The organism is Flavobacterium chilense, from assembly GCF_001602525.1.
GTDB classification, from domain to species: domain Bacteria; phylum Bacteroidota; class Bacteroidia; order Flavobacteriales; family Flavobacteriaceae; genus Flavobacterium; species Flavobacterium chilense.
This window is the reverse complement of sequence record NZ_LSYT01000006.1, coordinates 298355-313409: the sequence shown is the minus strand read 5'-3', so window position 1 is coordinate 313409 and position 15055 is coordinate 298355. Positions and strand designations below refer to the sequence as shown.

Annotated in this window: 11 protein-coding genes; 3 read left to right on the top strand and 8 right to left on the bottom strand. The window is 34.1% G+C overall.

From position 1 onward, the window contains the following. Positions 1-86 precede the first annotated feature (86 nt). The 5 genes from A4F88_RS15235 to A4F88_RS15215 all read right to left on the bottom strand — a co-directional run bounded on the left by A4F88_RS15235 (position 87) and on the right by A4F88_RS15215 (position 3475). Complete coding sequence (locus A4F88_RS15235; protein WP_068843500.1) at positions 87-662, bottom strand: carboxymuconolactone decarboxylase family protein; 576 nt, start codon at positions 660-662, stop codon at positions 87-89. Positions 663-667: 5 nt separating this feature from the next. Continuing rightward, a complete protein-coding gene (locus tag A4F88_RS15230; RefSeq protein WP_068843499.1) occupies positions 668-1246 on the bottom strand; it encodes a cupin domain-containing protein in 579 nt (192 codons plus the stop codon). Then, a complete protein-coding gene (locus tag A4F88_RS15225) occupies positions 1246-1476 on the bottom strand; it encodes a 2TM domain-containing protein (RefSeq protein WP_162268798.1) in 231 nt (76 codons plus the stop codon). The genes A4F88_RS15230 and A4F88_RS15225 overlap by 1 nt, the downstream gene beginning before the upstream one ends. Positions 1477-1624: 148 nt before the next feature. Beyond that, positions 1625-2305, bottom strand: coding sequence for a Crp/Fnr family transcriptional regulator (locus A4F88_RS15220; RefSeq protein WP_209442830.1), 681 nt, complete (start codon positions 2303-2305; stop codon positions 1625-1627). A 192-nt stretch (positions 2306-2497) separates the two neighbouring features. Next, entirely contained in the window at positions 2498-3475 is a 978-nt protein-coding gene (locus A4F88_RS15215) for a Gfo/Idh/MocA family protein (RefSeq protein WP_068843497.1), read from the bottom strand. Positions 3476-3601: 126 nt separating this feature from the next. Here A4F88_RS15215 and A4F88_RS15210 point away from each other — a divergent pair, with 126 nt between their 5' ends. From A4F88_RS15210 to A4F88_RS15200, 3 genes are all read left to right on the top strand, one after another. Next, entirely contained in the window at positions 3602-6598 is a 2997-nt protein-coding gene (locus tag A4F88_RS15210; RefSeq protein WP_068843496.1) for an amidohydrolase family protein, read from the top strand. Between the two features lie 39 nt (positions 6599-6637). Next, the gene (locus A4F88_RS15205; RefSeq protein WP_068843495.1) at positions 6638-7945 is read left to right on the top strand and encodes an amidohydrolase family protein; all 1308 of its coding nucleotides are present in this window, start codon (positions 6638-6640) and stop codon (positions 7943-7945) included. Positions 7946-8284: 339 nt separating this feature from the next. Then, positions 8285-9601, top strand: a complete 1317-nt coding sequence (locus A4F88_RS15200) for an ammonium transporter (RefSeq protein WP_068843494.1) — start codon at positions 8285-8287, stop codon at positions 9599-9601. 156 nt (positions 9602-9757) lie between these two features. Here A4F88_RS15200 and A4F88_RS15195 read toward each other — a convergent pair whose 3' ends face one another. The 3 genes from A4F88_RS15195 to A4F88_RS15185 all read right to left on the bottom strand — a co-directional run bounded on the left by A4F88_RS15195 (position 9758) and on the right by A4F88_RS15185 (position 14781). Further along, a complete protein-coding gene (locus A4F88_RS15195; RefSeq protein WP_068843493.1) occupies positions 9758-11854 on the bottom strand; it encodes a protein-disulfide reductase DsbD family protein in 2097 nt (698 codons plus the stop codon). Beyond that, positions 11851-13164, bottom strand: a complete 1314-nt coding sequence (gene tilS, locus A4F88_RS15190; RefSeq protein ID WP_068843492.1) for a tRNA lysidine(34) synthetase TilS — start codon at positions 13162-13164, stop codon at positions 11851-11853. Before tilS ends, A4F88_RS15195 begins: the two co-directional genes overlap by 4 nt. A 330-nt stretch (positions 13165-13494) precedes the next feature. After that, on the bottom strand, positions 13495-14781 hold the full coding sequence (locus A4F88_RS15185; RefSeq protein WP_068843695.1) for an anthranilate synthase component I family protein: 1287 nt from the start codon (positions 14779-14781) through the stop codon (positions 13495-13497). Positions 14782-15055: the final 274 nt, after the last annotated feature.

Below are 15055 nucleotides of genomic sequence, written 5' to 3'. Positions count from 1 at the left end.
TCGAAGAAGTTAAGTGGTATTTATTTTATTTTTTTAATCGAATTAACTGAAATACTCATTTCTAATTGGTAATAGATTTTAAATGATTATTTCATATTGTGTACTTCGGGAGCTGAAACATCAAATCCATTTAAAATCATAGCGATAAAGCTGTAACTTCCAATTAGAAAAAAAAGTTCTCCGACGGCTTCTTTTCCTAAAACATGTACTGCATGATTATATCCTGAATTGGAAACAATTTTTCCATGAGTCAAAGTGTATGCAATATCATAAGCGATAGACTCCTGTTCACTCAATCCTTCCGGGCGAATCCCTGCCGAAAGTGATGCCACAATATTTTTAGAAAAGCCAAATGCTTCTGCCATAATTTCGTAGACATACAACTCAAATCGGGCTCCAAAGGTGCTTCCGACTGTTAAAATTGCGACTTCACGAACTTTTTTATCTAATGTTGCAAATGTGTCAAGAGTTCTGATAAAGCTCAAAGCCGGGATTCCAAATTGTGGAAAGTGCAGCATTGCCGGAAATGGCCCTAATAAAGCTCCTTCACTATTAATCATGGATGCTTGTCCCTGACTTTTTGTGATAAGATTTGAAATTTCGTCATGCACAAAGCGTAACTCTGAATTTAAATTTTCCGGAGGTAGTGGCTTTAAACGCATAATATTTAGTTTTTCAGATTAAAATTATTTGTAAACTGCCCGTCAATCAGTACAAATGCCATTCGGCAATTTTTCCCTGATCTGTTTGCCCAGGCATGATTTGTTCCTGTCTGAATTACAATATCTCCGGAATGGATTGTCGTTTCTTCTTTATCCAGAATCATCGTGATTTCTCCTTCCAGAACAATCCCGTAATCTAAAGTTTCTGTACGGTGCATCAATGGATGAGGAGCTCCTCCTGATGAAGTTGAAGCCTTTTCGTCTCCCATCAATTTGAATTTTTCGCCCGCTTCTTTTTCCGTTAAATTTCTTATTTCGTCACCTTCAGGCGGAAATTCTATGACCCTGATTCTTGTTCCGTTTTTAGGCGGTGGCAGGATTAAATTGACTTCATCGGTTTCATCGGGTTGTGGATGTATTAAAACAGGAGTTTCTACTGTATGCCAAACCTCGAAAAATGTTGGTCCACCTTGTCCTCCTACCAAATGTGCATTTACTGGAGGAGCATCATTTATGATAATTGCTTTACCGTCAGAATCGTGACCTGTCACAATACGTCTGAATGTTTTTCCCTGAGTTTCCATTATTTCTTGTTTTTAGAATTTTTAAAAGAATATACTCCAAGACAATGAAAGATAACTCCCGTCATCCAGGCAGGTGTAGACCAAAGCGGCCAGATGTATGTTCTGTCTGTTAAATACCAGATTAACCAAATAATTGGTGTTGTCAATAAGAAAACTAAAAGATGGATTTTAAAGCCTTTTTCTGAATTGTAATGAGCTGATGTTGAGCTCAATTTTTTTTGATGTATCATGATTTTTTCTTTTTTAGCAAGAGACATTTTAATTCAACTTTTATTAATTTTTAAGTTGTTTTAAAATGCAAATCATTGCAGTGATTAATTTTATACTGCAAAATTGCCAAAGAAAAAGAAGTGCAACCTGACACAAATGTGTCAAAAACTATTTATGCGCTAATTTTTGACGAATACGGGTAAGAGATTGTCTTTCAATACCCAGAAAACTGCAAAGATGGGAAAGAGAAATCCTGTTGAATAATGCTGAATGATTCTTCATAAAATGAAGATATCGTTCCTCTGCAGTTTGAAAAATGAAACTTTCGATTCGTTCCTGCTGTCTTTTTAAAATTTCTTCAGCAACGAGACGACCATATCTTTCGATATTAGGAGATTGTTGATACATCCATTGAATATCTTCATAGGAAAGACACGCAAAAATGGTTGGTTCAAGACATTGAATCGAATAATTGCTGGGCTTTTGAGTAATAAATGCCGGATAATGTGTGGCATAATCTTCTTCTGCATAAAACCCGACTGTTATTTCGGTTCCGTTAAAGTCGATGTAAGAAGAACGAACTAATCCTTTCGCAATAAATCCTATTGCGTTCTGAAGGGTACCTGCTTTAAGAAAATAATCTTTCTTTTTTAATTCGACGAAAGTCAGTTTTGAAACAAATAGATCAAGCTCCTGATCTGTCAGCTCCGGACAAAAGGATCTTAAAGAATTCAAATATGTTTCAATAGCTTTTTCCATGATTCTAAATAATTGTAGTAAAATACTATTTTCAAGATGAATTGGTTTTAAAATATCTTTTTCATCTGAAAGTGTATAAATTTTATGCAAAAAAATAGCCTCAGGTTCAGACAGATTTTAAGCTACAAATAATATATTTTCTTTAAGTAAGATCTTTTCTGAATCTCTCACTCTTAATTTGCAAATTTAATGGAATTCCAGAATCAATGGCAGAATTAGTTTGTTTTCTCTTTTTGAGAACAGGAATTACAAACTATACTTTTTTACTCTAAACTTTATTCATTAAAATTCTAATCCAATTTGATTTTTAATTTCATTCACAATTTTACTTAAATCCAGACTATTCTGATGTGACCAAAGTTTACTTTCAATTTGTTGATTTCTGATACAATTGTGGCATTCTATAGCTTCATGTGTGTAACCTTTCCCTAAGGTTGGAAAACTAAAAGTTGTTTCCTGATCATCTTTCAGCAAAGAATATCCATTGGCGACAAACCATGGCGAATTAAGTACAATTACTCCTTTTGTTCCGCTTATGGTCGCTTTCATATCAGACTCTGAAACTATCGAAGCATGCAAAACTGCTTGTGCCGATTTATACTGCAATACCATAGAAGTCTGAAGATCGATTCCGTTTTCATGACTAACCGATTTGGATAAGATTTCTTCCGGAATTCCAAGCAAAATATAAGACAAAAACAACGGATATACTCCAATATCAAACAAAGCACCACCGCCCAGATTTTTATCAAAAAGTCTTCCTCCCTCGTTTTCATTTGCTGTAAAGGCAAAATCGGCTTTTACATATTTTACATTGCCAATGATTCCCTGATTTATCTTTTCCAGAGCATCCTGAACAGAGGGTATGAAACGCGTCCAGAAGGCTTCCATAAAAAAGACTTTATATTTTTTTGAAGCTTCAATCATACGAAAAGCATCAGAATACGATAATGCCATGGGCTTTTCGCATAAAACATGTTTACCGCTTTGCATTGCTTTAATCGATAAATCAGCATGAGAATTATGCGGTGTTGCAATATATACAATAGCAACCTGATCATCTGCAAACAAATCATCATAAGAATCATATGTTTTAGCGCAATCGTATTTTTTTGCAAATTCAGTTGCTTTATCCTTATTTCGCGAAGCAACTGCTACTAATTCAGCATCTTCTGTCAGTAATAAATCATTGGCAAATTGACCGGCAATATTTCCCAGACCAATAATGCCCCATTTTATTGTATTATTTTTTTTTATCATACTGTGGAAGTCCTACTTATCAACGGTTTAATTAAAATTTTATATAAATAAAGAAAAAACATTCAGAAAAATAAAACTTACATAACATATATTTCATATTTTTAGCAACAAAATTGCAAATTAACTATGAAAAAAGCCTTACTACTACTCTTTTTGAGTGTTTTTTTAACAAAAACGTATGCTCAAGATTATTTCCCAATTAATGAAAGTGTGCAGAACAAAAGCAAGAACTACACTGTTTTTACCAATGCCACTATTTACGTAACTCCAACTCAAAAAATTGAAAAAGGAACTTTACTAATCCAGGACGGAAAAGTTGTTGCTGTTGGAAACAATGTTACAATTCCTAAAAACAGTATCACTGTCGATCTTGCAGGAAAAACTATTTATCCTTCATTTATTGACATCTACACTAGTTTTGGAGTTGAAAAACCAAAAGCCAACATCACTCGCGGACGTGATCGTAACCCATTGTATGACACAAAAAGAGTGGGTTATTACTGGAACGAAAGTGTACGCCCGGAAGTAAACACTTATGAAACTTTTAAATACGACCAGCCTAAAGCCGAAGAATTGCTTAAAGCAGGTTTTGGTGTTGTAGGTACACACATTCCTGACGGAATTGCTCAGGGAACGGGAATTTTAGTAGCGCTGAATAATACCGAAAACAACAAACAAATTATCGCCAATAAAGTAACCAATCACTTTGCTTTTACAAGAAGTGCTTTAACAAATCAGGCTTATCCAAGCTCTTTGATGGGTATGATGGCTTTGTTACGCCAAATGTATCTGGATTTAGACTGGTACAAAAAAGGAAATTCTGAAACTAAAGATTTATCATTAGAGGCTTTGGCAAACAATGAAAAATTAGTTCAGATTTTTGCTACCGAAGATAAATTAAACAGTTTAAGAGCTGCCAAAATCGCTAAAGAATTTGGTTTAAGCTATGTTTTAAAAGGTAGCGGAAATGAGTTCGAAAGAATCGAAGAAATCAAAAATACAAATGCAAAATATATCATTCCGATAAGTTTCCCTGAAGCTTATGATGTTTCTAATCCGTATTTGTCCAATCAAATTGAATTGGCTGATATGCGTTTCTGGAATCAGGCACCAACGAACCTAAAAGTGCTTTCAGACAACGGAATCGTTTTTGCTTTGACTACTGATAAATTAAAAAAGACCGAAGATTTTAAACCTAATTTACTGAAAGCCATCAAATATGGTTTTGATAAAACAAAAGCTTTAGAAGCTTTAACTACAATTCCGGCTGCTATTTTAGGAAAAAGCAATGAAGTTGGAAGTTTAAAAACTGGCAGTTATGCCAATTTTATCATTACATCTGGTGAAGTTTTTGACGAGAAAACGGTTTTATACGAAAACTGGGTTCAGGGAACAAAATATGTAGTGAATGATGTAAATGCAAAAGATATTCGTGGTAATTACGACTTAACTGTTGGAAAAGATGTTTATAAATGGAAAATTGACGGAACGGTTGATGCTCCAAAATCTGAAATCACAACAGCTGATGCTAAAAAGTTAAAAAATACTTTTTCTGTTTCTAAAAACTGGATTTCACTTTTAATTAAACCTGCAGATACCATCAAATCAAACTATAGCCGCTTAACAGGATTTATAGAAAACCCTGGAAATTTATCCGGTAAAGCCGTGTTATCAAACGGAGACGAATTGGTATGGACAGCCTTAAAAACCAGTGCATTTGTAGCTGTAAAAGATTCAGCTAAAGCAGATAAACCAAATGTTATTATTCCAACAACTTTCCCTAACGTTGCTTTTGGTGATACAAAAAAATTAACGGCTCAAACTTTATTATTTAAAAATGCTACTGTTTGGACGAATGAAAAAGAAGGGGTTTTAACTGAAACTGATGTTTTAATTAAAAACGGAAAAATTGCTGCTGTAGGTAAAAATCTTTCAGATGCATCTGCAACTGTTATTGATGCAAAAGGAAAACATATTACAAGCGGAATCATCGATGAACACTCACATATTGCGATTTCAAGAGGTGTAAACGAAAGCGGTCATAACTCTACTGCCGAAGTTACAATTCAGGATGTTGTAAACTCTGAAGACATTAATATCTACAGAGATCTTGCAGGAGGTGTAACAATTTCTCAATTATTACACGGATCTGCTAATCCTATTGGTGGACGTTCTGCGATTGTAAAATGGAAATGGGGATCTTCTCCGGATGAAATGTTATACAAAAACCAGCCTAAGTTTATCAAATTTGCTTTGGGAGAAAACGTAAAACAAGCCAATTGGGGAATTGATAATCCAACACGTTTTCCCCAAACGAGAATGGGTGTTGAACAGGTTTTCACAGATTATTTTCAACGTGCCAAAGAATATGACGAAAGCTGGAAAAAATTCAACGCTGCTTCTAAAAAAGGAAAAGCACCAAGAGTGGATTTGGAATTACAAACCCTGGCTGAAATCATCAACAAAGAGCGTTTCATTACTTGTCACTCTTATGTAGAATCTGAGATTTTAATGTTAATGAATGTTGCAGAGAAATTCAATTTCAGAGTAAATACTTTTACACACATTCTTGAAGGTTATAAAGTAGCCGATAAAATGAAAGAACATGGCGTTGGAGCTTCGACTTTCTCTGACTGGTGGGCTTATAAATTTGAAGTAAATGATGCTATTCCGTTTAACGGACCAATTATGCACAATGAAGGATTGGTGGTTGCTTACAATTCTGATGACGCCGAAATGTCAAGAAGATTAAATCAGGAAGCTGCAAAAGCAGTTAAATACGGAAATATTTCTGAAGAAGATGCATGGAAATTTGTAACCCTTAACCCTGCTAAATTATTACATATTGATGATAAAGTAGGATCTCTTAAAGTAGGTAAAGATGCGAATGTAGTGCTTTGGAGCGAAAATCCTTTGTCTATTTATGCCAAAGCTGAAAAAACTATTATTGATGGTGTAGTGTATTTTGATATCGAAAAAGATGCCGAAAAACAAAACGCTATTGCTAAAGAAAGAAGTTTGCTGATTGGACAAATGTTACAGGAAAAAAACAAAGGAATGAACACACAACAGCCTACAAGAAAAGAGAAAAAAGAATATCACTGTGATACTATGGAACAGTAATTAAGGCGTTAGAAAATTCAAAGATTAAAAACAGATAAGATGATACATAAAAACATATATATAATACTGCTCGCTGTTTGTGCTTCGGTACAAATAAAAGCACAGCAAATACCGGCTCAAAAACAAACCAAATCGGTTTTGATTTTAAATGCTACTGCCCATTTAGGAAACGGAACAGTTATTCAAAATAGTGCTATTGGTTTTAAAGACGGAAAAATTACGCTTGTTGCAGATGCGACAACCATCAGGCTTGCTGCCGGTGCGTTTGACACTACAATCGATGCCAGCGGAAAACACGTTTATCCTGGATTTATTGCGCCAAACACTACTCTTGGTTTGGTAGAGATTGATGCTGTAAAATCATCAGATGACGAGGAAGAAATTGGTGATTTTAATCCAAATGTAAGAAGTATTATTGCTTATAATTCAGAGTCTAAAGTAGTAGAAACCGTTCGTCCAAATGGGGTTTTAATGGCTCAAATTACTCCAAGAGGAGGCAGGATTTCAGGAACTTCTTCAGTTGTACAACTGGATGCATGGAGCTGGAAAGATGCAATCTTAAAAGAAAATGACGGAATTCATCTTAATTTCCCATCCAATTTTAAAAGGTCAGGATCATGGTTTGAACCCGGAATAATCGAAGCAAACAAAGATTATCCTAAACAAGTAGAAGAAATTAACGCTTTTCTTGTAAACGCAAAAGCCTACAATAAAGATACAGCAAAAGAAAGAAACATTGTTCTGGAAGCCACAAAAGGGCTTTTTGACGGATCTCAAACCCTGTACATACACGCAGATGAGGAAAAACAAATTGTAGACGCTATTCAGTTAGCGGTAGACAATCAAATAAATAAAATTGTTATTGTTGGTGGTTTCGAAGCTTATAAATCTGCTGATGTGTTACAAAAACACAATGTTGGCGTTTTATTAAGACGTGTTCATGATATGCCAACAAGTGCTGATGAGGATGTAAACCTTCCTTATAAAATGGCTAAAATCCTAACGGATAAAGGTATTGTTGTTGGACTTGAAAACAGTGGAGATCATGAACGTATGAGCGTAAGAAACCTTCCGTTTTTAGCAGGAACCTGTGCTGCTTTTGGTTTAGACAAAGAAAAAGCTGTTCAGTTAATCACCTCAAATACAGCAAAATTATTAGGTATTGATGCTTTATGCGGAACATTAGAGACCGGGAAAGATGCAACACTTTTTATCTCTGAAGGTGATGCGCTGGATATGAGAACAAATAAATTGACAACTGCTTTTATTCAGGGCAGAAAAATTAATTTAGAGACTTTCCAGACAAAACTGAATGACAAATTCAAAGCAAAGTACAACCAGAAGTAATTAAACTTTTTTTACACAAAAGGCATCATTTGAAAAACTCATCTGATGCCTTTTTTATTTCAAAATTCTAAACATTTTAATCCAGTCTTTACTCATTTACACATCATTACTCTTAAAATTAGAAATATTCTTTCATTTTTTCGTTAACAAACTCTTTAAATAGCTTAAAATTCAGTTTTTGGATTAACAAATTGTAAATTTTAAGTTCTTTTTAACAATTACATATAAATTTAAGGGGGTTAAATTTTAAAATTGATAAAAATCAAACACTATACTCTATTTTTTATAGGGGCATTAATTGATTTTATACTTTTATGAAAAATTTAAAACTAAATAACTATGCGAAAAATTATTTTAAGTGTGATTCTTATCACTATTTTGGTACTAACCTTTATATCAAACTTTATCCTGTCTGATAATCCAATTCCGGCCGAAGCTGTTAAGTTTGACACAGGAGACACTGCCTGGATGATTGTAGCAACTGCATTTGTATTGCTTATGACACCCGGACTAGGATTTTTCTACGGAGGAATGGTAGGTAAGAAAAACGTTATCAGCACCATGCTGCAAAGTTTTATGGCAATGGTAATTGTTACTATCTTATGGGTTGTTGTTGCTTTTGGATTAGCTTTTGGACCTACTATTGGAGGAATCATTGGAAATCCATCTGCTAATTTATTCTTCGAAGGTGTGGGAACCAGCACTGCATGGAGTCTTGCCCCAACAATTCCGTTTATGTTATTCGCATTATTTCAGGCTAAATTTGCCATCATTACACCTGCTTTAATCACAGGTGCTTTTGCAGAACGTGTACGTTTCTGGGCTTATTTATTGTTTATGGTTTTATTTATCATTTTTATATATTCTCCTTTAGCACACATGACCTGGCATCCTGATGGCGTTTTCTTTAAAATGGGAGTATTAGATTTCGCTGGCGGAACGGTAGTACATATGAGTGCTGGCTGGGCTGCATTAGCCGGAGCGATGTTCTTAGGAAAAAGAAAAATTCAAAAAGTAAATCCTGCCAGAATTACTTATGTATTATTAGGTACTGGTTTATTATGGTTTGGATGGTTTGGTTTTAACGCAGGTTCTGCATTAGGAGCAAACGGTTTAGCAGTTCAGGCTTTAGGAACTACTACTGTAGCTGCCGCAGCTGCTGCAATGGCATGGGTTTTCCTTGATAAAATAATAGGTCATAAATTATCTGCACTTGGTGCTTGTATTGGAGCTGTTGTGGGTCTTGTTGCCATTACTCCTGCCGCAGGTTTTGTAAGCATTCCTCACGCCATTTTTATTGGAGCTTTTTCTGCCATTGTAAGTAACATTGTGGTAAGCAAATTTCCTAAAGGAAAAATCGATGATGCTCTTGACGTTTTTGCCTGCCATGGTGTTGGTGGTATGGTAGGAATGCTGTTAACAGGTGTTTTTGCCTCAAAAGCAATTAATCCGGCTGTTGGAGATAATCAGGGCTTGATTTTTGGAACTCCAACTTTATTCCTAAACCAATTAACAGCTTTAGTTGTAGTTTCAATCTTCGCTTTTGTAGGTTCTTATATTTTATTCTTTGTTGTCAATAAAATTACACCTCTAAGAGTTACAGAAGAGAAAGAAGAACTAGGTTTAGATATTTCTCAACACGGAGAATTTTTATAAGAAATAATTCCCCCCTTTTTGCCTTAATAAAAAATCCCTCTAAGTTTAGACTTAGAGGGATTTCTATTTGAATTAATTTCAACCTGTAATAATTTTAGATTTTAGAATACAGAACTTTCTTTTCTATGTTCTATCCTCTTTATTCTAAAAAAGAAACTATTTAAAATTCCCAATTCCTTCTTTCAGCCAATTTAGATATTCATCTGCATTTACATAACTAATTGTTGGTTTTGAAGTATTTAAATTCTTTCCTTCTAAATCTGTTATTACATATAATGGCTGTGTATTCGTTTTATATTTTGAGATCATAAAATCAGTCCATTTATCACCAACTGTAATGATTTTATCTCCGGCTTTTGTTACAAATTGTTCTTCAGCAGGCAATTCACGTTTATCATCAACATAAAGAGAAATCAAAACAACATCATTTTTTAGTATCGGTAATATAGTTGGTTCAGACCAAACATTGTTTTCCATTTTTCGGCAATTCACACAAGCATAACCTGTAAAATCAAGCATAATAGGTTTATTAATTGATTTTGCATAGGCTAACCCGTCTTCATAATCATGAAAAACCATAATACCATGTGGTCCTAATTCTGCTCCGGCGGGTAAACCTTTTACAGATTCGGCACTATCATTTGAATTTGCAGAACCTCCTACTCCAAACGGACTTTCACTATATTGCGGTGGTGGCGGAAATGCACTGATTAATTTTAGCGGTGCTCCCCAAAGTCCCGGAATTAAATATACGGTAAATACAAGTGTCAGTAATCCTAAATACAATCTTCCTACCGAGATATGATGCAACGGACTATCATGTGGCAAGGTAATTTTTCCGAACAGATACAAAGTCAGAGCAGCAAAAATAGCAATCCAGATTGCGATAAAAACTTCTCTTTCTAAAAAGTGTAACTGTAAAACCAAATCTGCATTTGATAAAAATTTGAATGCCAGAGCCAATTCTAAAAATCCTAAAACTACTTTTACCGTATTCAGCCATCCGCCAGATTTTGGTAATGAATTTAACCAGCCCGGGAACATTGCAAACAACATAAACGGCAAAGCCAGAGCTGATGAGAATCCTAACATTCCAACAATTGGAGCAATTCCTCCATTTGAAGCTGCTTCAACCAATAACGTTCCAACAATTGGTCCGGTACAAGAGAACGACACAATTGCCAAAGCCAAAGCCATAAACAAGATTCCAATTATTCCACCTCTGTCTGCTTGCTGATCTGCTTTGTTTGCCCATGAATTAGGTAACATGATTTCGAAAGCCCCCAAAAATGAAGTTGCAAAAATGATCAGGATTACAAAGAAAATCAGATTAAACCAAACATCTGTAGATAAAGCATTCAGTGCATCGGCTCCAAATATTTTCGTTACTATTAATCCTAAAATAACATAAATAGCAATAATTGAAAGTCCGTAAATTATAGCATTACGAATTCCTTTTGCCCTGCTTTTACTTTGTTTTGTAAAGAAACTCACTGTCATTGGAATCATTGGGAAAACACAGGGCGTTAACAAGGCTGCAAATCCTGAGATAAAAGCAATAAAAAAGATTGACCATAAACTTCTTGCAGGAGCCTGTACAGGAACTTCTTCTTTTGCAGGAGCTTCGGCAACTTCTGTTTTTGCAGTTTCAACTTTAGCAGCCTCTACAGCTGTTTTTGCTGTATCAACAGGTACGGCAACTTTTGTTTCGTCTAATTTAGATTCCGTTACTGCATCAACAGCATCCATTTTAAAAGTTGACGGAATTGCAATTGAGAATTTTTTACTTGAATTGATACATACTTCTTTACAAACCTGAAAATCAAAGTCAACATCAACCGTTTTTAAGTTTGGGTTAATAATCGTGATTTCCTGTTCGATATGTGCTTTACCTTCAAAGAAAGTTTCATTTACACCAAAGACATCATTAAAGGCTGTTCTGGTTTTTCCTTCTTTGGCTTTTCCAACTAAGTTATAGTTTCCTTTTTGATTTTTAAATGTAATTTCCAGCGCAAGCGGTCCGCCATCCGGCGTAAACTGCGAATACATATGCCAGTCTTTTTCAATTGTTCCATCAAAAATTAAAACAGCATTGTTTCCCGATTTTTTTTCGATTTTAGAAGTCCATTTTACCGGCTCCAGAATCTGAGCATTTCCTTTTGCAAAAGCAAACAGGAAAAACAATAAAAACACAATGGTTTTATTCCAGATACTTTTTGACATTATCGCTTGATGGTATTGATTAAAGTTCATGATTGTAATTCTATTTTAAGTATTCGATTTGTGGTATTTTTAATTTTAAAACGTTCATCCTGTCTGATTCCAACAACCCATACAATTTGGTCATCTGAACACAAAATCCATGTTTTTTCTTTTTCTATCAGTGATAGTTTTTCATCTTTAAAAAGCTTACTCACTTTTTTAGACTTTCCGTGCATTCCAAAAGGATGAAAAACATCCCCCTCTTTCCATTTACGTAAAATCAAAGGAAACTGGATTTTTTCAGCGTCGACAAATATAGCTTTATTTGAATCTATTGTAATGTCGTCTACTTGACAAAGCTTTAATTTTAAGGGAAAATTAACTACTTTATCGTTTTCATTAATTTCAAATTCTTCCTTTTCTGATATTTCAGAAATTGGACTTAAAATTAAGGTATCTCTGTTTTTTAATAATCTAAATTCGTTTGAAAAAACCTGCTTTCCTGATTGTCCGTCGACCAAATCATAAACATCATTCCAGGCCAAAAAACCAAACTCATTTAACCATTGATACAGATATGACTTATAATTGGGTAATTTTTTAAGCTGATTTAAATCGAAATGAATATCCTCACCTGCTTCTTTTGCCACTTGCTGATAAATCATAATCGAAGCATCTTCGACCATTTCCTGAGATTCCTGTAAATACGATTGTGTTTTCTGGAAAGCATTCAAAAAATTCGGATTGATTTCTTTAAGCACAGGAACTAAATCATGACGAATCTTGTTTCGAAGATATTTGTTAGAAGCATTACTGCTGTCTTCCCGCCATTCGATTTTATTTTCTTTTGCATATTGCTGAATTTCATCTCTTGAAAAAGGCAAAAGCGGACGAATGATTCGGTCGTTTTGTTCCGGAATTCCGGTTAAGCCTTCTAATCCGGTTCCTCTCGTTAAGTTGATGATAAAAGTTTCCAGATTATCATCGGCATGATGTGCTGTTAAGATATAATCGAAATTTTCTGTATCTAAAAGCTCATAAAACCAATTATAACGCAATTCGCGGGCAGCAACCTGAGTCGATAGTTTATAATCTTTAGCAAAAGCTTCTGTATCAAAATGGGTGGTAAAAAAAGGAATTTTATTTTGACTGCAATAATTTTGAATAAATTCCTGATCGCCAAAACTTTCTAATCCGCGAAGTTGGAAATTACAGTGCAAAACAGCAATTTCATAAGGTAACTGCTTCAGCAAATGCAGTAAAACCATACTATCTATTCCACCGCTGACAGCCAGAAAGAGTTTCTTGTTGACCAGAAATGGAAATCTGGTTGTGATATGATTTTGAAATTTTAAAAACATTCGATAAATGTAAAAAATTAAATTCGATCTATTCTTAAATGAAATGTTAAGCGGAATATTATTTTTTTATTCGCCACGAATTCACGAATTATTATTTTTTTGCCACAGATTAAAAGGATTTGTACCAATCTTTTATATGAGTTTCACGCAGATTTAAAAAGATTTTAGCTGATTTACGCAAATTAAATTTAATAAAATCCAACCAAATCTGCTTTAATCTGTAGAATCAGCGTGAAACAAAATCGTTTTAATTCTTTTTGTCACTAATTAAAAAATGAATTATAAAATAAAAATAATTCGTGCTCATTCATGCAATTTGTGGTGAAAAAATTATTGCAAAACTTCGTGCATTGCTTTTGCTTTCAACAAACATTCTTCATATTCTTTTTCCGGAACAGATTGTGATGTAATGGCACTTCCAACAGAAAATGAAATGTATTTATTTTCCTGATTGTACAAAATACTTCTAATTACAACATTAAAATCAAAATCTCCTTCGGGTGTAAAATAACCAATTGATCCGCTATACAAACCGCGTTTGGTTTCTTCGAGGTTTTCGATGATTTTCATTACTGAGATCTTCGGAGCTCCCGTCATGCTTCCCATTGGGAAAGTCGTTTTTAAAACATCTGTTGGTGTATATTGAGGATCTAATTTTGATGTTATGGTTGAAATCATCTGATGCACTTGTAAAAACGAGTAAATCTGACATAGTTCAACAACTTCAACAGAGCCTTTTTGTGCTGTATGCGATAAATCATTTCGAACCAGATCTGTGATCATGATATTCTCTGCACGTTCTTTTGCATCTGATGCCAGAAATTGTTTTGATTTCTCGTCTTCTACAGGATCTGCAGATCGTTTTGAAGTTCCTTTTATGGGTTGTGAAATCAAAATCTCTCCTGTTTTTTTCAGATATCGTTCCGGTGATGCCGAAAGCAAATATTGTTTATGATTTTTAAAGAAAACCGAAAACGGTGCTTGCGAAATTGTGTTTAGTTTTTGAAATTTCTCCAATGGATTAATCACTGTATTTTCAGCAAAAAATTCCATACAAAAATTAGCCTCATACATATCGCCTTTATGGATGTGATCCAGCATTTTTGCTACTTTTTCAACATATAAATCTTTCGAAATACGCTGCTGTACTTCGACTCTGCTCAGTGTAACAAAAGACTCATTTTCATTTTGTACAATTTCCTCAAAATCATCTTCTGCCTCATCATCACAAAGCAATAAATATTGAATTTCAAGTTGGTTTTCTTTTAAAATGAATAACTTTTTGGGTTGAAAGAAAAACAAATCCGGAAAATTTAAGCCATCAAAATTAGACGATTTTAAATCCTCGACATCATTTTTCAAATCATACGATAAATACCCTACAAGCCAGTCTTTTGTGGTTTGCTGATATTGTTTTAAATCATCAAAAGCATTATGAAAATCGGTTTTTAAAGACGTAAAAGCGTCCACAGCCAACATACAATCAAAACTGGAATATTCTTGCGGATAGGAATTACTATCTAAAAAAACTACTTCGCGAAATTGTTGCGACCAGCTTAAAAGTTGTTGTTTAAAGTGCTCTGGATTTGAAATATGTTTATGAATAGAAACTCTCAAAAATAAATAAATTTTAGATTTCAAAATTACGACAAAAAAAATCCTTCAATAAAATAATACTCAAAAATTATTGGCACACTTTTTAGTATATCGAATTAGTACTAATTATGAAAACTTTTCCTGCTATTTGATTTAAAAATTACTCTTAAAAAAATTGCTGCAAATTATACCGATAATAAAGTTCTTTTTATTGTTCGCTATAGAAATTTTACGGTTTAAACTGTGGTATACAAAACAGTCTGATAAGCAGACCAACTATTATTTATTAATCAAA